Consider the following 21,716-nt stretch of genomic DNA (forward strand, 5'->3'; position numbering starts at 1 on the left):
CATGCAGTCAGTCAGGCGCGCCAGCGTCAGCAACATCACCAGTACCAGCAAGGTCACCAGCAACGTCACCAGCAACCTCGCCAGCACCAGCGCCGATGGCAGGCGAAACCGCCGCGCCGAAACCACCATCGCGTCGATCCTCGCGGCGACCGAAGAGATGGTGCTGCGCGAGGGATCGGAGCGCATCTCCGTGCTCGATGTCTGCGCGCTGGCCGGGGTCTCGCGCGGCACCTTCTACCGCTATTTCGCCTCGCAGGAAGAGCTGCTTGACGCCTTTGCACGCCACAAGCGGGCCTCGTTCCAGCAGGCGATGTCCGATGCGGTGACGCCCTATGCCGAGCCGGGCGCGCGCTTCCATGCGCTGGTGCGCTACCTCGACGACTATGCGGCGCATGGCCAGGCGCGCCTGCTCCTGCGCGCCGCGCCCGAGTACACGCTGCGCCTGTTCGGCCGCCTGTTCAACGAATCGCTGGTGCGTATCGACGACCTGATGCGCATCGTGTTCGATTCTTGGGACCGGCGCTTGGGCATCCGCACCGACCGCGAACTGATCTGCGAGCTCCTGATCCGCTGCGTGCTGAGCGAGCTGGTGGTGCCCAACAAGCGTCCCGAAGACGGGGTGCAGCGCATTGTCGCCTTCCTGTATTCGATCGTCGAGTGCCAGTCGCGCGACGACGCGAAAAATAAAAGTTAAACACATTTGCCATTTCTGTCTATCTTTGGCAATATAGGTCCCGATGCAAAAGCACCGACCGAGTGCCGCGGGATGGAGACATGTGTTGCTTGTGGGTTGGCCGTGCCGATGGCCGGCCGATGTGTCCTGCCAATGCGCCTGCTGTCGGGATAACCAATCGTCACAGGGAGACACCACATGCTCATCGACCTTCACGCCCACGCCCCCCACCCCGATTACTACAACCAGCACCCGCACTGGGGCCCGTTCTTCGAACAGCGCCCGGATGGCGACATCAAGCTGCGCGTCGGCCACTGGATCCTGTCGCTCGGCTCGCCCGAACGTCGTGCGGCCCTGCAGAAGGCCCGTGCCGAAGGCAAGACCCTCGACATCAACCAGTACCTGGCGCGCTGGGCCGATCCGAAGACCCGCCTGGCCGGCATGGACGCTGCAGGGCAGAGCGCCCAGGTGGTGTCGGTGCCGTCGCACTGCTACATGTACTGGGCCGAGCCCGAATTCGGCGTGCCTTTCGCACGCAAGGTCAACGACGTGCTGGCCGAATACTGCTCGGCGGCCCCGAACCGCCTGATGGCCTGGGCGCATGCGCCGCTCAACGCGCCGATCGAGGCGGCCAAGGAAATCCGGCGCGCCTGCACCACGCTGGGCGCCAAGGGCCTGGTTGCGGGCGGCGCCAACTTCGGCGGCCTGGAATTCGACTCGCCCGAGATGGATCCGGTCTGGGAAGCACTGTGCGACCTCGACCTGCCGATGTTCGTGCACGGCTATAACCAGTCGGTGACCTGGGGCGAAGATGCCAATACCGACCGCTACGAAACCACCGCCATCGTCGGCATGAACTACGACGAGACGAAGTGCTTCTGGAACATGATCAATGGTGGCGTGTTCGACCGCTTCCCGAACCTCAAGGTGTACATCACCCACGGCGGCGGCTTTGTGCCTTACCAGCTGGGGCGCCTGGCGCAGACCAATCCCAACCTGGACGTCGCGCACAACAAGAAGCCGGTGCTCGACTACCTGAAGAACTTCTACTTCGACGTCGAGCTGCACGAGCTGCCGATGCGCCAGGCGATGATCGAGATCATCGGCGCTGACCGCGTGCTGTACGGCTCCAACTTCGGCGGCAGCGACGCCGTCCGCCACGACCTGACCGACGGCCTGCGCATTTCCGACGAGGACCTGCAGAAGATTCGCTGGAAGAATGCCTGCGAGCTGCTGCACATCGATCCGGCCACCCTGGTCGAACCGGTCAAGCCAGCGGCGTTGGCAGCATGAAGATCGCACGCTGCACCGACGGCGGTGCGCCGTTCTGGGCGCTGGTCGACAGCGAGGCGGCGCTGGTGCGCCCGATCGCCGGCGCGTTTGCAGACTGGGGCCCCGCACTGACCCGCGCGATTGCCGCCGGACGCGCCGCGGCGGGCGAGGATGCGCTGCCGATCGACGGTCCGGCTCGGTCACTGGCCGGCGTGCGCCTGTTGCCGCCGGTTGAACCGGTCAACCGCGTGGTGGTGGCCGGCGCCAACTATGCCAAGCACCTTGCGGCCGACTTCGGACTCAAGACGCCGCCGCAACCCATCGCTTTCCTGAAAGCCTATGGCGCCCTGATCGGCGCGAACGATCCGATCCGCTACCCGCCGCTGACGAAGGAGCTCGATCACGAAGTCGAGCTGGTCGTGGTCATCGGTGACGCCGCGATCGTTGATGGCGACCCGCTCGCCGCCGTGCTGGGTTACGCGGTCGGCAACGACGTCTCGGCGCGCGACTTGCAGCGTAGCGGCCCGGCCGGCATCGGCATGGACCTGTTCGCGGCCAAGAGCCAGGATTGCAGCACCGGGGTCGGTCCGTGGATCGTCACACGCGACGAGTTCGGGCCCGGCAGTCCGCAGCTGCGCCTGACGCTCAAGGTCAACGGCCAGGTGCGCCAGGATGCCAGCACGGCGGAAATGACCTGGGATGTGGCGCAGCTGGTGCGTTTTGTCCAGGCCCGTTCGAGCTTCGCCGCCGGCGACATCCTGTTCACCGGTTCGCCCGCGGGCGTGGGGCAGGGCACGGGCGTGTACCTGGAGCCGGGCGACGTGGTGGAAGCGAGCGTCGAAGGTATCGGCACCATCTGCAACCTCGTCGGGCCCCGGCCCGGCGCATGAGGAGACAAACATGATCGACAAGAACCAATCCGTGGTGGTGGTCGGCGCCGGCCTGATGGGCACCGGCATTGCGCACGCTTTTGCCAGCAGCGGCTTCGCGACCCGCCTGGTCGACAGCAATGGCCAGGCGCTGGAGAAGGCGCTCCAGAATATCCATGCGATCCTTGACGGGGGCGTCAAGCTCGGCAAGCTTGCGGCGGACGTGGCTGAGGCGGCCAAGGCGCGCCTGACGATCCACACGTCCCTGGCCGAAGGCGCGCCAGGGGCCAGCCTGCTGGTGGAGACCGTGTCCGAGAACTTGGCGGTCAAGAAGGCGGTGCTGGCCGAGGCCGTGCCGCTTCTGCTTGACGGTGCGCTGCTGGCGACCAACACCTCGGCGCTGTCGGTGACCGAGATCGCGGCATCGGTGCCGCATCCGGAGCGGGTGATCGGGATGCACTTTTTCAATCCGGTCCACAAGATGAAGTTGGTCGAGCTGGTGCTCGGCATCGCCACCGATGCTGCCACCGTCGCGCTGACGCGCGAATGGGTCGAGGCCATCGGCAAGACCTCGATCCTGGTCAACGAATCGCCGGGACTGACCACCAGCCGCATGTCGGCGATGCTCGGCAACGAGGCGATGTGGATGCTGCAGGAGGGCACCGCCAGCGCCGAGGACATCGACACCGCGCTGCGCATGGGCTTCAACCATCCGATGGGCCCACTGGAACTGGGCGACCTGACCGGTTGGGATACCCGCCTGTCGGTGCTGCGTTACCTGCATTCGACGCTGGGCGAGAAGTTCCGCCCGTGCCCGCTGATCATCAAGATGGTCGCCGCCGGACGCCACGGCCGCAAGACCGGGCACGGGGTGTACCAATACGACGCGGCCGGGCAGCGCGTGCCGGGTTCGGGCCTGAAGGCGAGCAACCTATGAACGACATCTACATCGTCGAAGCGATCCGTACCCCGGTCGGTAAATACAAGGGCAGCCTGGCCGGCGTGCGCGCCGACCACCTGGGCGCCCACCTGCTGGGCGAACTGGTCGCCCGCGCCGGCATCGACGCCGCCGAGGTGGACGACGTCATCTTCGGCTGCGTCACCCAGGTGGGCGAACAGTCGGCCAACATCGCCCGCACGGCGGTGCTGGGCGCGGGCTGGCCGGCCGCGATCCCGGGCCTGACGATCGACCGCAAGTGCGGTTCGGGCGAGGTGGCCGTGCACATGGCCGCCGGCCTGATCGCCGCCGGCGCCGCCGATGTGGTGGTCGCGGGCGGCGCCGAGAACATGAGCCGGGTGCGCATGGGCGGCAACCGTGAAATCTACGGCGAGGCCTTCGGCGCGCTGGCGTCCGCCAGGTATGAGCTGACCAGCCAGGGCGAGGCGGCCGAGCGGGTGGCCGACAAGTGGGGGCTGGGCCGGGAACAGCTCGACGCCTATGCCGTCGAGAGCCACCGTCGCGCCGCCGCCGCCGCCGCCGCGGGGTGGTTCGAGCGCGAGATCGTGGCGGTGCCGGTTGCAAGCCTGAAGGACACCGCCTATGCCGAGCCGGCGCCGGACAGCTTCGGGGCCGACGAAACCATCCGTCCGGGCAGCAATGTCGAAAAGCTCGCCACCCTCAAGGCCAGCTTCCGCGACGACGGAAAGCTCACGGCCGGCAATTCGTCCCAGATCTCGGACGGCGCCGCAGTCCTGCTGCTGATGTCCGGCGCTGCGGTGGACCGCCTGCGGGTGAAACCGCGGGCGCGCATCCGCGCGTTCACGACGGTCGGCTCGGATCCGACCCTGATGCTGACCGGCCCGGTGGCCGCCACCCGCAAGGTGCTGGAGAAGACCGGGCTGGGCGTCGACGACATCGATTTGTTCGAAGTGAACGAAGCCTTCGCGCCGGTGCCGCTGATGTGGGCGCAGGAGCTGGGCGTGGCGCACGACAAGCTCAACGTCAACGGCGGGGCGATCGCGCTCGGCCATCCGCTGGGCGCCAGCGGAGCCCGGATCATGACTTCGCTGCTGCACGAGCTGGAACGGCGTGGCGCGCGCTACGGCCTGCAGGCGATCTGCTGCGCCGGCGGCATGGGAACGGCCACGCTGATCGAGCGCCTCTAGCACAGGCAGACACGGTGCGGCAGGCCGGCATAGAACCGGCCGCCGCAAGAAGCAGCACCTACAACGAGGAGACAGCAATGCACATCGACCTGAGCGGCAAGCGGGTGATCGTGACCGGTGCTTCGCGCGGCATCGGCTTGGCCATCGCGCGCAGCTTCGCGGCGGAGGGCGCGCGGGTTGCCGTCTGCGCCCGCAACCTGGAAGCGATCGAGGCTACCGGGCGCGAACTGGCGACCCGGGCGCAGTCCGTGATCGCGCGCGCGGTGGACGTCACCGATACGGCTGGCGTCAAGGCCTTCGTCGAGGAAGTCGCCGCGACCTGGGGCGGCGTCGACGTCCTGGTCAACAATGCGGGGCAGGGGCGTGGGGGCAACCTCGACACGCTCACGCCGGAACAGATCCTCGAGCACGCGAACATACTGCAAATGGGGCATTTCCGCTTCGTGCAGGCGGTGGTGCCGCACATGCGCCGCCAGCGCTGGGGGCGGATCATCGAGATCAACGCCCTGGCCGGCGCCATCCCGACGCCGGACGGCATCCCCTCGGTCATCAACCGCGCTGCCTGCCTGGCGCTGTCCAAGTCGCTCGGCATGTCGCTCGCCAGGGACAACATCCTCGTCAACTCGCTCAACATGGGATGGATCGATACCGGCCAGTGGGACCGCCACTACGGCGAGGTCGGACCCGGCGTCTCGCGCGCGGAGTTCGACGCCATGGCGCTGAAGGTGGTGCCGCTGGGACGCTTCGGCAAGCCGGAGGACGTGGCCGGCATGGCGCTGTTCCTGGCCAGCGACTACGCCTCCTTCATCAGCGCCGCATCGATCGACATCTCGGGCGGCCTGCAGGGGCAGATCGCCTACTACCCGACGCTCAAGCGCGAATTCGCCGAAATGGCCAAGAATCGCGTGATTCTAGATACAGAATCCTAATCGAATAGTAGAATTCCGCGATTAATCGCGCTACAATCAATTTGCATCACGCGTCTCGTTTCCGTTGGGCCGAAGACAGTCGAGCAGCACGGTTCACTGGAATGACAATCTGGCAGTGCTGAACGATTCAATAAAAGCGGTTCAACCGCTATAACAGGAGACAGGTCCATGAACCAAGCAAGCGGTATGCATCGCCACACCTGTCACGCGGTGCGGTCCATCGCGGCAGCCGCCGCACTTGCCTGCGCCGTCCCGGCGTCGGCAGCCGAAATCATCGTCGCCAATCCCGATATCAAGATGCGGCTCGACGCCACGATCCGCTACACCGGCGGCGTCCGCATGGAAGGGCAGGATAGCCGCCTGCTGCGCAACTACATCTACGACGAGGGCGATTCGAAGTTCGACAAGCACGACATGGTGACCAACCGCGTCGACGTGCTGACCGAGTTCGACGTCAGCTGGCGCAACAAGATCGGCGCGCGGGTGTCGGCCGCCGGCTGGTACGACGAAGCATATGACGACCACGAGGTGCGTTCGCCCGCCGGCCTCTTGACCGCTTACCGCAACGGCAGGTACAACAATGAGGTGAAGCGCTACGTGAACGGGCCGTCCGGCGAGATCCTCGACGCCTTCGTGTGGGGCAATGTCGACCTGGGGCCGGTGCCGCTGAACATCAAGGTCGGCCGCCAGACCAATGTCTGGGGTGAAGGGCTGCTGCTCGGCGCCCATGCGATTTCCTATGCCCAGTCTCCGGTGGACGGCGTCAAGGCCGCGATCAATCCGGGCGTCGAGACCAAGGAAGTGTTCCTGCCGATCGGCCAGGTGGCGCTGAGCGCCCAGGTGACCGACAATCTGACCCTGGTCGGCCAGTACTATTACGAGTGGAAGCCGACCCGGGTCCCGCATGCCGGCACCTATCTGATGGGCGCCGATACCGCACCCTCGTCGGATTACCTGGTGTTCCCGATCCCGGGCGTGGCGGCGCAGATGATCGAGGCGCGCAAGCCGGGCGACCACGGCAACTGGGGCGTCGGTGCGCGCCTGAACGTCGAGGCGATCGAATCGAGCTTCGGCGCCTACTATCGCCGCTTCGACGACTACTCGCCGGAGTTGGGCGTGCAGCTGCTGAACTTCAGCGGCCCGCTGCCGACCCAGGCACGTTTCGTGTACCCGGACAAGATTGATCAGTACAGCCTGAGCTTCAGCCGCGTGATCAAAACCGTGGCGGTCGGCGCGGAACTGTCGTATCGCAAAAACGGCGCCCTGAATACGCCGTCCTCGATCACGACGCCGACCGGCGCGCGCGGCGATACCTGGCACGCGGTCGTCAATGGCATCTACATGCTGCCGGCGACACCGCTGTGGGCGACCGGCACCCTGGTCGCTGAACTGGCCTATAACCGTCTCGATGAGGTCACCACCAACCCGGCGCTGTACCGTTCGGTGGGGGCGGCGAGCTGCGTGGATTCGCGCACCAGCGTGGCCCGCTCGGGCACCAAGGATGACGGCTGCTCGACCAAGGACGCATGGCTGATGGCCTTGCGCTTCACCCCGCAGTACCTGAATGTGCTGCCTTCGTGGGACCTGTCCGTGCCGGTGAGCGCCACCTACGGGATCTCGGGCAACGCCCCGTCCTCCGGCGGCGGCACCGAAGGCGAGCTGCGCTGGTCGATCGGCGCCACCGCCACCTACGCATCGAAGTATGAATTCTCGCTCCTCTATGCCGACCGCAAGCTGCCCGTCCGGGAGCTGAACGGACGGATCACCGGGGGCGCGGCCCACAGCAATTCGTCGGTCGGCGTCATCGACCGCGGCTGGCTGTCCTTTACCTTCAAGACGGCATTCTAAGCGCCGCAAACAGGAGACTCGACATGAACATCAAGCGACTCATCATCGGCTCGCTGGCAGGGCTGGCAGGCCTGGCCAGCGGCGCGCAGGCCCAGGTCACCCCCGACGAGGCCAAGCAGCTCGGCAGCACGCTGACCCAGCTCGGCGCCGTCAAGGCCGGCAACAAGGAAGGCACCATCCCGGCCTATACCGGCGGCCTGCAGAAGGCGCCGGCCGGCTTCAAGGCGGGCAGCGGCGTCTGGGCCGACCCGTTCAAGGACGAGGCGCCTGTCCTGCGCATCGACGCCAGGAACTACCAGCAGCATGCCGACAAGCTGTCCGACGGCCAGAAGGAGCTGTTCAAGAAGCATTCGGGCTTCTACATGGACGTGTACCCGACCCATCGCACCGCCGCGGTGCCGGAGCGCGTGCTGGCCAAGACGGTGCGCAATGCGACCAGCTGCAAGACCGCCAAGGGCGGCCTGGCGGTGGACCAGGCCTGCCGCGGCGGCATCCCGTTCCCGATCGCGAAGACCGGCAACGAGATGATGTGGAACCAGCAGCTGCGCTACAAGGCCGACACCACCACCCGGTCCTCGCGCTCGTGGGTGGTCGACGCCAGCGGCAAGGCCGTCATGACCTCGCAGCAGCAGACCTTCGAGGAAACGCCGTACTACCACGAGGACCTGGATGGCCGCGACGAGCAGATGTACTGGCGCACCTACTCGGTCACCAGCGCGCCGATCCGCAAGGCGGGCGAAGTCACCGGCCTGATGGACTTCCTCGACCCGACCCAGAAGCCGCGCCGCGCCTGGAGTTATGCGCCGGGCCAGCGCCGCATCAAGCTCGCGCCCGAGTTCTCCTACGATACCCCGGTGGCCAGCATGGGCGGCGTCACGCTGTTCGACGAGCTGTTCGTATTCTCGGGCCAGATGGACCGCTTCGACTTCAAGCTGGTCGGCAAGAAGGAAATGTACGTGCCTTACAACGCCTACAAGCTGTACTTCGGCTGCGGCGTCGAGGAGCAGTTCAAGGAAAAGTACCCGAACCCGGCCTGCTGGCGCTGGGAGCTGCACCGCATGTGGGTGGTCGAGGCGACCCTGAAGCAGGGCTTCCGCCACGCCTACGCCAAGCGTACCTATTACATCGATGAAGACAGCTACGGCGCCATGCTGTACGACGCCTACGACCGCAGCGGCCAGCTGTACCGCTCGATCTTCAACTCGATGATCCAGCTGTACGACGTCGATGCGCCGTACACCGTGAAGAACGTGATCTTCGACTTCAACAAGGGCATGTATGCGCTGGTCAACGACGGCCTGGTCGGCGGCTATGCCGTGGTGACCAAGCCGCGCTCGAACCGCGACCTGAACCCGGAGACCATCGTGGCGAAGGAAACCGCGCGCTGATATAGCGCCGTTTTCCGCGAGTGCTGCCCGCCGCCTGCAGGCTGCAGCGGCGGCGCGGCAGCCGTCTAGATACATGCACGACCACGGAGTCTCCGGTGAACAGCTTCAAACTCTTTTCCTACGGCCCGGGGCGCCACGCCCCGGCGCCGTGCCGCGCGTCGATGACGACCCGCGCGGCGATCCTTTGCGCTGCCGTCCTTGGCGCCGCGCTTCCCGCCAGGGCGGAAGTCCTGGACAGGCCGGCCGAGCGCTCGGCGGCCGCATTCAAGCGGCCCATGACCGGCATCGCAGTCCAGGGCGACAGCGCGATTTCGGTGGGCGTACACGGAACCATCCTGGTGTCGCAAGATGCCGGCAAGACCTGGAAGCAGGCCGTCGTGCCGGTCTCCTCGGATCTGACGAACGTACGGTTCAGCGGTCCAAAACTGGCTTGGGCGGTAGGGCATGACGGCGTGGTCCTGCGCAGCCTGGATGCCGGCCAGACCTGGACCCGGGTCCTTGATGGACGCACCCTGCTCGCCGTGCTGGACAAGCACTATCGCGCCCAGGTCGCGATGGGTGTCGCGGACGCCGCCGCGATCGTCGACGAAGTCGCGCGCGCGGCGGCGCTGTCGGCGACGCCCGGCGTGCTGCCTTACCCCTTCCTCGACATTCGCATCGGCGCCGACGGCGAAGGCTTCGTGGCAGGCGCCTTCGGGCTGCTGCTGCGCACCGGCGACGGCGGCAAGACCTGGGAACCCTGGCTGGAAAAGGCCGGGAACGACCGCCGCATGCACCTGTATGCCCTCGAGCAGACCGCCGACGGCAAGCTGTACCTGGCCGGCGAACAGGGCCTGCTGCGCAGGCTCGACCGCGCCGCGGGCCGCTTCGTCGAGGTCGCGACGCCTTACGGCGGCACCTGGTTCGGCCTGGCCTCGAACGAGGCCGGGCTGGTCGCCTTCGGCCTGCGCGGCAACGCCTACCTCAGCGCCGACGGCGGGACGGCCTGGAAGCCGCTGGCGCTGGGCACCCAGGCAACCGTCGTGGGCGCGTTTGCCTGCGCACCCGGCGAACTGGCCTTCGTGACCCAGGCCGGCCAGGTCCTGATCCACCGCGGCGGCGCCACTGCCGATGCGCAGGTAGCCCGCAATGGCGAAATATTCGGCGCCGCGCCCGCTGGAACCGGGCAGGTCGCCCTGGCCGGCACCGGCGGTGCACGGTTAGCGAAGCTGCCGGGCTGCGGCGCCGATGCCGCAAGAATGGGGAAGAACTGACATGGCCGCCCACAGCGAACAGCCGCGCATGCCCGTGATCCGGGACCTGCAATCCTTCGACCGCCGCTCGGGCAACCTGCTCGAGCGGGTCATCTTCAACAACCGCATCCTGGTGCTGCTAGCCTGCCTGCTGGCGACCCTGTTCCTCGGCTACTCGGCGACGCGGATCAAGGTCAACGCCAACTTCGAGCGCATGATCCCGCTCGGCAGCCCCTACATCCAGAACTACCTGGCCTACAAGGACCAGCTTCCGGGCCTCGGCAACACGGTGCGCATCGTGGTCGAGAACAAGACCGGCGACATCTACGACCCGGCCTTCCTCGAGGTCATGCGCAAGGTGAACGACGACCTGTACATGATCCCGGGCGTCGACCGCTCCTGGATGAAGTCGATCTGGATGCCGATCGTGCGCTGGCGCGAGGTGACCGAGGACGGCATCACCGGCGGCGCGGTGATGCCGGCCCAGTTCGACGGCAGCCCGGCCGAACTGGCCAAGCTGCGCGAGAACGTCGCCAAGGCCGGCATCATCGGCCGCCTGGTGGCGCTTGACATGAAGTCGAGCATGATCGTCGCGCCGATGCTCGACACCGACCCGAAAACCGGGGAAGCGCTCGACTACGGCGCTTTTTCCCAGCAGCTGGAACAGAAGATCCGCAGCTACGAGAGCGACAAGGTCGGCATCCACATCGTCGGCTTCGCCAAGATCGTCGGCGACCTGATCGAAGGCCTGAAGTCGGTGATGCTGTTCTTCGCCGTGTCGGTGGCGATCGCCACCGTGTTCGTCTACCTGTACACGCGCTGCCTGCGCAGCACCGCGCTGCTGGTGAGCGCGGCCGTCCTCGGCGTGGTCTGGCTGCTGGGGCTGATGCAGCTGCTCGGCTACGAACTCGATCCTTATTCGATCCTGGTGCCCTTCCTGATCTTCGCCATCGGCCTGTCGCACGGCGCCCAGAAGATGAACGGTATCATCCAGGACATCGGCCGCGGCACCCACCGCTACGTGGCGGCGCGCTACACCTTCCGCCGCCTGTTCGTCGCCGGCGTGACGGCCCTGCTGGCCAACATCGTCGGCTTCGCGGTGCTGATCATCATCGACATCCCGGTGATCCGCGACCTGGCGATCACCACCAGCATGGGCGTGTCGGTGCTGGTGTTCACCAAGCTGTTCCTGATCCCGGTGGCGCTGTCCTACATCGGCATCAGCCCGAAGGCGGCCCAGCGCGCGCTCGAGGAAGACCAGGAAATGGCCCAGGGCCGTTCGGTGCTGGGAAGGGTATGGGCGCGCCTGGACCGCCTGACCGAACGGCGCTGGGCGATTCCGACGATCGGCGTGGCGCTCGCCGTGACGGCGGTGTCGGCGGTGGTGATGCAGGACCTGCGCATCGGCGACCTCGACGCCGGCGCGCCCGAGCTGCGCCCGGATTCGCGCTACAACCGCGACAACGCCTACATCACCCAGCACTACGGCCTGTCGAGCGACCAGTTCGTCGTCATCATGAAGACCGCCGACGAAGGCTGCCGGCTGGTGTCGGCGCTGAACCGGATGGACGGCCTGGCCCAGCTGCTGCGCGCCGACCCGGCGGTGCAGACCACGACTTCGCTGGCCGAGACGGTGCGTTTCACCACCGCCGCCATGACCGAGGGCAGCGGCAAGTGGCTGACGATCAGCCGCAACCAGTCGATCACCGACGGCGCGATGTCGGCCGCCGCCATCGCCACGCCCGACATCACCAACCAGAGCTGCTCGGTATCGCCGCTGGTGGCCTACCTGGCCGACCACAAGGCCGACACCGTGGCCCGCATTCTGAGGACCGCCGAAGGCTATGCGCAGCTCAACAACACCGCGCCCGGCGCCAAGGAACCTGTCGAGTTCCTGCTGGCCGCCGGCAGCGCCGGCATCGAGGCCGCCACCAACATCGAGGTGGGCAAGAGCATCATCACGATGTACCTGGCGGTGTACGGCTCGACCGCACTGCTGTGCCTGGTGACCTTCCGCAGCGTGCGCGCCACCATCGTCGCCCTGATCCCGCTGGTCATTACGACCATCCTGTGCAAGGCGCTGATGGTCTGGCTCGGGATCGGCCTGAAGGTCGCGACCCTGCCGGTGATCGCGGTCGGCGTCGGGGTGGGCGTCGATTACGCGCTCTACCTGCTGTCCGTGCAGGTGGCCTGCCAGCGCCGCGGCGACAGCCTGCGCGCGGCCTACCGCCGCTCGCTCGATTTCACCGGCAAGGTGGTGGCCCTGGTCGGCCTGACGATGGCCGCCGGCGTCGTCACCTGGGCCTGGTCGCCCATCAAATTCCAGGCCGACATGGGCATCCTGCTGACCTTCATGTTCCTTTGGAACATGCTGGGGGCGCTGATGCTGACGCCGGCCCTGTCGTACTTCCTGCTCAATCCAAAAAGCGCACGTGAAGATGCGCGCCTGACCCCAACACTGGAGAAGAACTATGTTTGACCTGCTGCTGTCAGCCGACATGATGCTGCCCGACCCGGACGGCATGACCGAACTGCTGGTGAAGAAGCTCGGCGTGCACAGCCACCCGAACTGGCGCCAGGCCTTCGACAACCACCCGTACATCGCGCACTTCCTGCGCGTGCACAAGTCGCTGGCCGTGTCGCCGACGCGCCTGGAGCCGCAATGGCACCTGGACTACGAGAACCCGGGCGACCCGATGTTCCACGAGTTCCTCGAGAGCCTCAAGGACTACCAGGGACGGCATCGCCCGATGCTGACCCATTCGGTCGTGCTGGCGCTGCAAGGGCCGCAGTTCGATGCCTTCGTCGACAAGCTGATGCGCCGCGGCCTGGCCTTCCGCATGGCGCAGCGCACGCCGGAGATGCCCTTTGACCGCCTGTGGCTCGGCGCCACCCCCGAGCGGCCGCGCTACTCCCCGGAAGTGGACGGCGGCCTGTGCATCGAAGTGATGCCGACCGAGCCGCTGCAGATGCCGCCGGAAACCTTCGCTGCAACGCCGGCCCAGCCGCGCGATCCGCGTCCGGGCGACATGGTGCGCGTCAGCTCCCGCGCCTTCCTGGTGCGCGACCTCGACCACACGCTGCGCTGCTGCTCGAAGAACCTCGACTGGGAACCGCAGGGCGGGGTGGAACTGCTCGGCCGCGAAGGCCAGCGCCGCGCCATCATGCCGTTCACGGTGGCCAACAGCGCGGCGCTGCACGTAATCCAGCCGACCGCCTGGAACACCCCGGCGGCGCATTACCTGAACAACTGGGGCCCGGGCCTGTATTACATCCGCATCGCGGTGAATAACCTGGCGGCCAAGGCCGAGGACCTGCGCGAACGCGGCACCAGATTCACCTGGGTCGAGGAGTCGGAATCGGCCGATGGCAAGCCGCTGATCCGGATCGACGCATCCGAGCTGCGCGGGCAGCTCATCGAGTTCGAGGAAGCCTGACATGGACGTGCTCGACCAGAACCCGACAGCCGCCGCCACAGTGGCCGTGGTCAACAGCGCCGTCGCCATCGAACGCGAGGGCGCGCTGGCCTGGGTGGTGCTGACCCGTGCCGCCCAGATCAATGCCATCAACGACGACATCCGCCAGGGCGTGCCGCAGGCGCTGCGCGAACTCGACGCCGACCCCGAGGTGCGCGTCATCGCGATTCGCGGCGACGGACAGCGCGGCTTTTGCGCCGGCGCCGACATCAAGGAAAAACGCGCCCCCGAGAGCGCCATCGAGGTGCGCCGCCGGATGCAGGGCGCGCGCTGGATCGAGGCGATCGACGCCGTGCAGAAGCCGGTCATCGCGGCCGTCCATGGCTACTGCATGGGCGGAGGCATGGAACTGGCGCTGGCCTGCGACATCCGCTTCGCGGCGCCCGACGCTATCTTCAGCCTGCCGGAGACGGCGCTCGGCCTGATTCCGGGAGGCGGCGGCACCCAGCGCCTGGCGCGCGTCGTCGGCCCGGGGCGGGCGATGGACCTGCTGCTCACCGGCGAGCGGCTCGATGCCCGGGCCGCCAGGGATATCGGACTGGTCACCCGCATCGCGAGCGAATCCGGCGCGCTGGTCGAGGAAGTGCGCGCCTTCGCGCTGCGCATCGCGGCGCGCGCACCCGCCGCCACCCTGTCGGTCAAGCGCGCGGCGCGCAGCGCCCTCGAGCTCGAACTGCGCCAGGGCCTCGACCTCGAGCTGGACCTGTTCGCGATGCTCAAGCCGAGCGAGGACGCGCGGGAAGCCGCACTGGCTTTCAGCGAGAAGCGGCCGCCCCAATTCACCGGCCGCTAGAAGCGCGGCCTACCTGACGGAGACAGCAAGATGCATAACAAGAAACTGGAAGGCCGGGTCGCCATCCTGACCGGCGCCGGAAACGGACTGGGCGCCGAAGCGGCGCGCGTGCTCGCCGGGCATGGAGCGCAGGTGGCGATTGTCGACATCGACGGCGATGCCGCACGGCGCGTAGCGGCGCAGATCGAGGATCAAGGCGGGCAGGCGCTTGCGGTGCCGTGCGATGTTTCCCTCGAGGCCGAGGTGCGCAACATGGTCGAAACGGTCGTCGGCCGCTTCGGCCGCGTCGACATCCTGCACAACAATGCCGCCGTGCTGAGCGTGGAACAGCGCCAGCGTGACCGCGACGTGATCAACATGGATGTCGAGGCCTGGGACCGTGCGATGGCGGTCAACCTGCGCGGCGCCATGCTGTGCAGTAAATACGCGATCCGCGAGATGCTCAAGAACGGCAAGGGCTCGGTGATTTTCGTCACCTCGGGCCTGGGTGTGCAGGGCGACCTGTCGCTGTCCGCCTACGCGGCGTCAAAGGCAGCCCTGATCATGCTGAGCCGCTCGGTGGCGGCGCAATATGGCAAGCAGGGCATCCGCTCGAACGCGCTGCAGATCGGCCTGGCCCCGGCCGAGAATGCGCACAGCAGCATGCCGGCGCCCCTGCTCGACATCCTGCGCGACAACCACCTGACCCCCGAGCTGGGAACACCGCGCCAGATCGCCGACGTGGTCGCCTTCCTGGCATCCGACGAATCCGCCTTCGTCACCGGCACCACGCTGGTGGCCGACGGCGGCTTCGGCAGCCACACGCCCTCGCTGGTGGCGATGAAGGTCCTGTTCGCGCAGACCGGCGCGAAGGGGATGTGATGAAGGCCGCCATCATCCATGAACGCGGCGCCGCCCCCGTCATCGGCGAGTTCCCCGAGCCGGGCCCGCAGGACGGCGCCGTACTGATCGAGGTCGACACGGCGGGCCTGGGCGGCTGGGACGTGCTGGGCGCCTACCGCCTCGGCGTGCAATACCCCTGCGTGATCCGCGGCGAGGGCGTCGGACGGGCGCCTGACGGACGGCGGGTCTACTTCGGCGAACGCTCGGTGCTGCCTTACGGCGCCTGGGCCGAGCGCACCCTGGTGCCGGCCGAGGAAGTGTGGGAGGTTCCGGACGATGTCGACGATCGCACCGCCATCACGATGGGCATCGCCGCCACCGGCGCCCTGGTGCCGCTCGAGCAGGCCAGGATCCAGCCGGGCGAGCAGGTACTGGTGCTGGGCGCCACCGGCACGCTCGGCCAGATCGCCCTGCAGCTGGCGCGCTATCTCGGTGCCGGTCGGGTGGTGGCGGCCGCGCGCTCGGCCGAGGCGCTGGCTAGATTGAAGGAGCGCGGCATCGCCGACGAGGTCGTGGTGCTGGGCGGCGCGGACGACGTCGCGGCGCTCAAGGCGGCCGCCGGCGAGGGCTTCGACGTGGTACTCGACCTGGTCTGCGGCCAGCCGATGATCAATGCGCTCAAGGCCACGCGCTGGGGCGCGCGCATCATGACGATCGGCACCGGGGCCGGGCGCCAGGTGAACCTCGACATCGCCGACCTGCTGTTCCGCACCCTGTCGTGCATCGGTACCGGCCAGCGTCCGCCGGCCGACCGCCGTGCGATCTGGGAACGGCTGCTGCGCATCGCGCGCGAGCAGGACATCCAGGTCGACTACGCCGACTTCGCCTTCGACGACGCAGGCAAGGCTTGGGCAGCGCAGGCCGGCGGACCGCATGCGAAGATCACCGCGCGCCTGCGTGGCTGAGGGAGTGTGCCGATGACGACTGGACAATGGTGGATCGTGGCGCTGTCGGAGCAGCTGGCTCCGGGCAAGACGCTGGCGGCGGTGTGCGACGGCCGGCAGCTGGCCCTGTTCCGGAATAGCGAGGGCGAGGCCTTCGCACTGGAAGACCGCTGCCCGCACCGGCGCGTGCCGCTGTCGCCGGGACTGGTCAAGCCGGGCGGACTGCAATGTCCTTACCACGGCTGGACCTTCGACGGCGCAAGTGGAAAATGTACCGACATCCCCAACCTGCGGCGCGAGGAGAAGATTCCACCGGCTGTGGCACAGGCTTACCCGGTCGCGGAACTGAACGGTTTCGTGCATGTCCTATTAGGTGATGCCGCGCGCAGTGGCGAATCCGATGCCGAACTGCCGGCAGCCGCCTACCGCGCGGGCGGACGCGAGTACAGCGGAACCGCCGTGGCGGGTATCGCCTTCGAGGAATACCTCGACGTCATGCTCGACGGGCCGGAATGCCTGCTGGACTTCCCGGGCGTCGCGATCACCGATTTCTTCCTGGGCGATCCACGCCGCGACGGCCGCCATCTGGTGCTCGACCGCGGCGCCGTCTGGAAGGGCAAGGGCATCGGACCGGCCTTCGTGCGCGACCACCCGCTGCTGGTGCGCACCCGGGTCCCGCTGGCTGGCGGCGACCTCATGGTGGAGCTGCTGGACGCCGGCGAGCGCGCGCTGGTGACGGTACTGGTCGCCGCCAGCGCCAACCGCCGCGGCACCACCAGCCTGGCATGGCGCGGGTTCGCCCACGCGCATGCGGGGGACGCGCCGCTGGGCTGGCGCCTGCGCCGGCTTGCCGGCAGTGCGCCGTTTGCCGTCAAGAGTATGATCGACGGACGTGCCGTCGCCGCCCTCGAGGTGGCGCCGTCGCGCGATCGCAGGCCGGTCGCGTCATCTGCGCAGGAAAGGAGCTTCGCATGAAGCCGGAAGACAAGGGAATACGCTTTGCCGCGCCGGACGAGAAACGCGACTGGGTGCCGGGTAACATCGACCTGCGCGATACCTGGTTCCCGGTGGCCTACAGCGCCGACATCGGCGGCCGGACGGTGCGCCGGGTCATCCACGCGCAGGACGTCTACCTGTGGCGCGAGCAGGGCCGCGTGCGCGCTGCCGAGCTGCATCCGGAACTGTCCGGGCAACTGCGCCGCCGGCCCAGCGCTTTCACAGGCGGATCGGGCCACTACCCGGTCCGGGAGCGCTATGGCTACGTCTGGGTCTGGTATGGCAATCCGGACAATGCGCATGAGGAGCTGATCCCGCGGATACCCTTCCTGCCCGCCGACGGCATCGGTATCCCACGCTACACCCAGCGCTCGGTGCGTTTCGATGCGTCCTCGCCGCTGTCGGTCGAAAACCTGATCGACCTGACCCATGCCGATTTCCTGCATGCGAACACGATCGGCGATGGCCAATCCGACAGCGACGTCGTCGAGTTCAGCTCGACCTCGGAGACGCTGACGCGCACCCGCATCGTGACCCGCAAGTCGGTGGCGCCGGTGATGCGCTGGATCGGGGGCGTGCGCGCCCAATACCAGGACCTGCGCGCGGTGCTGCATGTCCACCTGCGCAACAACCTCTGCATTTCCTACCCCAGCTTCGAGCCGGGCTACGCGATCCCGAACGTGCAGCCCTTCGTACCTGTCGGCAGGCACCGCAGCCGCGTCGACCAGACCAACTACACGGTGCATGCGCCGGCGCCGTTCCGCTGGCTGATGCCGCGCATCTCCTACGTCATCCAGCCGCAGGACAATTCGGTGCTGCGCCCGCAGAACGCGCGTTACTTCGACACGGGCCAGCGGCGCGACCTGAGCTCGCGCTTCGACGCGCCGGGCAACCGCTACCGCGTGCTGCTGGCGCGCCTGGCGCAGCGCCAGCAGCAGGGCGACTTCAGCTACGGCGCCGACGCCGATCCGGCGATGGACATCTCGCAGCTGCTCGGCATGAAGGCCTGAGTGCGGGCCGCGTCCACGGCGACTGCGCCGGGCACCTTCGGGATCACCCTGATCCTGGCCGGGCTGGCGATGCTGGGGCCGTTCTCGATCAACGCCTACCTGCCGTCCTTCCGCGAGATGGCCGTCGTGCTGCGGACCGATGCGGTGGCCTTGCAGCAGACCATCTCCGTGTATTTCTTCGCTTTCGCCTTCATGTCGCTCTGGCATGGGGCGATATCGGACTCCTTCGGCCGGCGCAGAGTGGTGCTTTGGGGCCTGGCGGTCTATGCGCTGGCCTCGCTGGGCTGCGTGTTCGCCACGGCCGTGGAGCAGTTGTGGCTGCTCCGCGCGCTGCAGGGATTCTCGGCCGGCGCCGGCATCGTCATCGGTCGCGCGGTGGTGCGCGACCTGCACGAAGGTCCGCTGGCACGGCGCATGATGTCGCAGGTCGTGATGATCTTCGGGGTCGCCCCGGCGATCGCGCCGCTGGTCGGCGGCGCGCTGCAGATCGCGTTCGGCTGGCGCTCGGTGTTCCTGTTCCTGGCGCTGCTGGCCGCCGGCCTGCTGGCGGCGGTGGTGCTGCGCTTGCCCGAAACCCTGCCGCCCGAGGCGCGCCGGCCGTTCGATGTGGCGGACCTCGGACGCGGCTATCTTGCACTGCTGCGCAACCGCGGTTTCGTGGCCTGGACCCTGGCGTACGCGCTGATGTTCGGGGCCTTCTTCATCTATGTCCTGTCGGCGCCGGTGTTTGTGATGACCCACCTCGGCCTTGGGGAAGGCGACTTCATCTGGCTGTTCGGGCCGGCCACGGCCGGGCTGGTGTTCGGTTCGGCACTGGCGGGCCGGGTGGCGGTGCGCTGGTCGCTCGGGCGCACGCTGGCGGCCGCGTTCACCCTGATGGGCGCGGCAAGCGGCTACAACCTGCTAGTGGCATGGACGGCGCCGGAGGGCGCAGGCTGGTATGTCGCCTACCTGTTCGTCTTCAACCTGGGGATGTCGCTGGCGATCCCGGCCATGACCATCCGCGGCCTGGACTGTGTGCCGGACCGCCGCGGCATGGGCTCCTCGGTCCAGCTGTTCGTGCAAACCGCTTTCAATGCCGTCCTCGCCGCCTTGATCGCGCCCTTGATGTGGGGTTCGCCGCTGTCGCTGGCTTGCGGCGCCGCCGGACTGTGGCTGTGCGCCGGCGCGGGCGTGATTGCCGCGCTGCGCCTTGCAAAAGAAAACCCGCCCGGCGCCTGACGGCGGCGGGCGGGTTCGCAAGGGCGGCCGCTTACAGGAAGATGCCGAGATTCGGCGTTCCCAGCACGGCCTGGTCGATGATGACCTCGCGCCGCGCCAGAAGGTAGCCTTCGTCGGTCTTGCGGATCACGTCGTGGCGTTCGCACGGGATCAGGTCGAACGTGTCCTTGTCGAAGCGGTTGCGGGTCAGCAGCAGGTAGCTGTGGACCTTGAACTCATTGTCCTTGTCGGTGCGGTAGACCCGGATGTTCGACACCATGTGCTTGGTGCGCGAGGGCGGATCCTCGCCCCAGGCGCTGCGCGTGTCCATCACCCGCATCACGCGCAGCATGATCGAACGGTAGTCGTCGAACATGTGCTGCACGGTGCGCACGACCGACTTGTCCTGGTCGCGCGTGGCGCGGGTATGGCGCAGGGGCACCGTGTATTCGATGTCCTTGGCGACCATCGCGATCCAGTCGCGCAGGCGCAGCGTGTCGAAGTATTCGGCTTCGTCGTACATGAATTCGACGATGTCGTTGTACACCTGGCTGCCGATGGCGACCCGGTTGGCGCGCACCGAAGGCGGCAGCGGCGTCGGTTCGAGCGGATTCTTTTCCATGTGAGTCTCCTGATGGTGTTGTAGGGGTTCGCGCTGATCGTTCATTCGGCGGTCATCAGCTCGTGCCAGTACTTCCACCATGCCCACTGGGTGTCGTCTTTCGTGAAGCCGTCGCCCACATGGCCGGGGCCGGGCCAGCCTTCCGGGGCGCCCTTGTCGAACTTGGCCTGGTACTTCAGGGTGATGGTCTTGCTGACCGCGCCCTTGGCCACCTCGGTCTGGTGCGGCCAGGTATCCGAGTCTTCCATCTCCACCATGCCCGAGGTGCCGAGCATCTGGACCGACTGGCGCAGCATGCGCGCCTTGAGTTCCGGCGGCGTGTCCTTCTCGGCGAAGATCCAGTTCATGAACTCGAGCTTGTCCGGTCCCTTGGGAATGTAGGCATGCAGCGCGCAGGCGCCGACGATGGTGCCGTCCGGCTGCGGCAGGTAGATGAACTCGAACAGGCCGTTCGGGAAGAAGCCGCCGACCTGCGGCGGGCGCCAGGACATCAGCTTGAGCTGGCCGTCGTCGAAACGTTCCAGCAGTTCGGGGACCATCTCGGGCGTGATGCCCGGCGGGGGCAGGGCCCTCAAGCGCTCGACCGGGGACAGCTCGGCCGGATCCTTGCCGGTCAGGCGGACGATCTTGCGGTCCAGGTCGATGCAGCGCATGGCGTGGCCGTGGTCGGTCCAGACTTCGCTGCCGTACATCTCGGGCGACAGGTCGGCGCCCTTGCCTTCGGCGTCCGGCTTCTTCGCGTAGGGGCCGACTTCGGCCAGCCAGCGGTGCAGTGTGAGCGTGTGGAAGCCATCGGCGGCCGATTGCTCGCAGGCGGTTTTCCAGTTGGCGTTCAGGCGGAAGCGCTGCGGCGGGCCGAGCACCTCGAGGCCGCCCTCCGTGCGCAGGAACAGGGTATCGAAATAGTATTTGGCGTCGCCGAAGAATTCCTCGAGGCTCGGGCCGTCGATGTTCCAGGTGGCGAAGATCAGGCCGCCGTACAGCGCCACGCGCGCCTTTTTCAGGCCCAGCTGGTCTTTCGGCGTCATGTTGCCGTGCATGCATTCCTTCTCGACGGGGGCGCCGATGAAGTCGCCGTTCGGCTTGAAGGCCCAGCCGTGGTAGATGCACATGTGAACGTTGGCATTGCCGGCGTCGTGCGTCTGCACCTTCATGGCGCGGTGCGGGCAGACGTTCAGGGAGACGTGGATCTCGTTGTCGCGGTCGCGCGCGACGATCACCGCATCGGAACCCATGTCGCGGGTGATGAAGTCGCCCTTGTTCGGGATCTCGGTCTCGTGACCCAGGAAGATCCAGGTCTTGGCGAAGATCCGCTCCATCTCCAGCTCGTACAGCTCCGGATCGGACAAGGCCCGTACCTTGACCTCGCGTGTCTCGTGATTGATCAGGTCCGAGATCCTGGTCCCGTCCCGCAGTCTCGTTTCGGCATTCTGGTGCATCGTTGTCTCCTTTGTTTTACCTTCTTTTTAATTGTACACAAATAAGAAGTATGTTCAACAAATGAATGCGGTGGGCGCGAATTATTTCACCGTGCGG

19 protein-coding genes are annotated in these 21,716 nt (G+C 67.3%); 17 read left to right on the forward strand and 2 right to left on the reverse strand.

Annotation, left to right across the window (positions count from 1 at the left end):
* Position 1: 1 nt before the first annotated feature.
* The 17 genes from HMPREF9710_RS12820 (at position 2) to HMPREF9710_RS12900 (ending at position 19,579) form a co-directional block, all read left to right on the forward strand.
* Entirely contained in the window at positions 2–694 is a 693-nt protein-coding gene (locus tag HMPREF9710_RS12820) for a TetR/AcrR family transcriptional regulator (protein ID WP_005666950.1), read from the forward strand.
* 177 nt (positions 695–871) lie between these two features.
* Complete coding sequence (locus HMPREF9710_RS12825; RefSeq protein WP_005666952.1) at positions 872–1,966, forward strand: amidohydrolase family protein; 1,095 nt, start codon at positions 872–874, stop codon at positions 1,964–1,966.
* The gene (locus HMPREF9710_RS12830; RefSeq protein WP_005666954.1) at positions 1,963–2,835 is read left to right on the forward strand and encodes a fumarylacetoacetate hydrolase family protein; all 873 of its coding nucleotides are present in this window, start codon (positions 1,963–1,965) and stop codon (positions 2,833–2,835) included. The genes HMPREF9710_RS12825 and HMPREF9710_RS12830 overlap by 4 nt, the downstream gene beginning before the upstream one ends.
* 10 nt (positions 2,836–2,845) lie before the next feature.
* Positions 2,846–3,751 (forward strand): 3-hydroxyacyl-CoA dehydrogenase, encoded by a 906-nt coding sequence (locus tag HMPREF9710_RS12835; RefSeq protein ID WP_005666956.1) that lies wholly within the window; start codon positions 2,846–2,848, stop codon positions 3,749–3,751.
* Positions 3,748–4,920: a thiolase family protein gene (locus HMPREF9710_RS12840; protein WP_005666958.1), complete on the forward strand. Its 1,173-nt coding sequence runs from the start codon at positions 3,748–3,750 to the stop codon at positions 4,918–4,920. The genes HMPREF9710_RS12835 and HMPREF9710_RS12840 overlap by 4 nt, the downstream gene beginning before the upstream one ends.
* Before the next feature lie 77 nt (positions 4,921–4,997).
* Entirely contained in the window at positions 4,998–5,849 is an 852-nt protein-coding gene (locus tag HMPREF9710_RS12845; RefSeq protein WP_005666960.1) for an SDR family oxidoreductase, read from the forward strand.
* Positions 5,850–6,017: 168 nt separating this feature from the next.
* Positions 6,018–7,697: a DUF1302 domain-containing protein gene (locus HMPREF9710_RS12850; RefSeq protein WP_005666961.1), complete on the forward strand. Its 1,680-nt coding sequence runs from the start codon at positions 6,018–6,020 to the stop codon at positions 7,695–7,697.
* 23 nt (positions 7,698–7,720) lie between these two features.
* Positions 7,721–9,085 (forward strand): DUF1329 domain-containing protein, encoded by a 1,365-nt coding sequence (locus HMPREF9710_RS12855; protein ID WP_005666963.1) that lies wholly within the window; start codon positions 7,721–7,723, stop codon positions 9,083–9,085.
* Between the two features lie 95 nt (positions 9,086–9,180).
* Positions 9,181–10,338, forward strand: a complete 1,158-nt coding sequence (locus tag HMPREF9710_RS12860) for a WD40/YVTN/BNR-like repeat-containing protein (RefSeq protein WP_005666965.1) — start codon at positions 9,181–9,183, stop codon at positions 10,336–10,338.
* A 1-nt stretch (position 10,339) separates the two neighbouring features.
* A complete protein-coding gene (locus tag HMPREF9710_RS12865) occupies positions 10,340–12,796 on the forward strand; it encodes an efflux RND transporter permease subunit (RefSeq protein WP_005666967.1) in 2,457 nt (818 codons plus the stop codon).
* Positions 12,789–13,754 (forward strand): VOC family protein, encoded by a 966-nt coding sequence (locus HMPREF9710_RS12870; RefSeq protein ID WP_005666968.1) that lies wholly within the window; start codon positions 12,789–12,791, stop codon positions 13,752–13,754. Before HMPREF9710_RS12865 ends, HMPREF9710_RS12870 begins: the two co-directional genes overlap by 8 nt.
* Before the next feature lies 1 nt (position 13,755).
* Complete coding sequence (locus HMPREF9710_RS12875; protein ID WP_005666971.1) at positions 13,756–14,586, forward strand: enoyl-CoA hydratase/isomerase family protein; 831 nt, start codon at positions 13,756–13,758, stop codon at positions 14,584–14,586.
* Positions 14,587–14,616: 30 nt separating this feature from the next.
* Positions 14,617–15,447, forward strand: a complete 831-nt coding sequence (locus HMPREF9710_RS12880; protein WP_005666973.1) for an SDR family NAD(P)-dependent oxidoreductase — start codon at positions 14,617–14,619, stop codon at positions 15,445–15,447.
* On the forward strand, positions 15,447–16,373 hold the full coding sequence (locus tag HMPREF9710_RS12885; RefSeq protein ID WP_005666975.1) for a quinone oxidoreductase family protein: 927 nt from the start codon (positions 15,447–15,449) through the stop codon (positions 16,371–16,373). Before HMPREF9710_RS12880 ends, HMPREF9710_RS12885 begins: the two co-directional genes overlap by 1 nt.
* Positions 16,374–16,385: 12 nt before the next feature.
* Entirely contained in the window at positions 16,386–17,327 is a 942-nt protein-coding gene (locus HMPREF9710_RS12890) for a Rieske 2Fe-2S domain-containing protein (protein WP_005666978.1), read from the forward strand.
* Positions 17,324–18,358, forward strand: a complete 1,035-nt coding sequence (locus tag HMPREF9710_RS12895) for a hypothetical protein (protein ID WP_005666981.1) — start codon at positions 17,324–17,326, stop codon at positions 18,356–18,358. The genes HMPREF9710_RS12890 and HMPREF9710_RS12895 overlap by 4 nt, the downstream gene beginning before the upstream one ends.
* Positions 18,359–19,579, forward strand: coding sequence for a multidrug effflux MFS transporter (locus tag HMPREF9710_RS12900; protein WP_005666982.1), 1,221 nt, complete (start codon positions 18,359–18,361; stop codon positions 19,577–19,579).
* Positions 19,580–19,610: 31 nt separating this feature from the next.
* Here the strand turns inward: HMPREF9710_RS12900 and HMPREF9710_RS12905 are convergent, their stop codons facing one another.
* Both HMPREF9710_RS12905 and HMPREF9710_RS12910 read right to left on the reverse strand, forming a co-directional pair.
* Complete coding sequence (locus HMPREF9710_RS12905) at positions 19,611–20,180, reverse strand: 3-phenylpropionate/cinnamic acid dioxygenase subunit beta (RefSeq protein ID WP_005666984.1); 570 nt, start codon at positions 20,178–20,180, stop codon at positions 19,611–19,613.
* Positions 20,181–20,221: 41 nt separating this feature from the next.
* Entirely contained in the window at positions 20,222–21,619 is a 1,398-nt protein-coding gene (locus tag HMPREF9710_RS12910) for an aromatic ring-hydroxylating dioxygenase subunit alpha (protein WP_005666985.1), read from the reverse strand.
* Positions 21,620–21,716: the final 97 nt, after the last annotated feature.

Origin of the sequence: Massilia timonae CCUG 45783, from assembly GCF_000315425.1 — a bacterium.
Taxonomy (GTDB): domain Bacteria; phylum Pseudomonadota; class Gammaproteobacteria; order Burkholderiales; family Burkholderiaceae_D; genus Telluria; species Telluria timonae.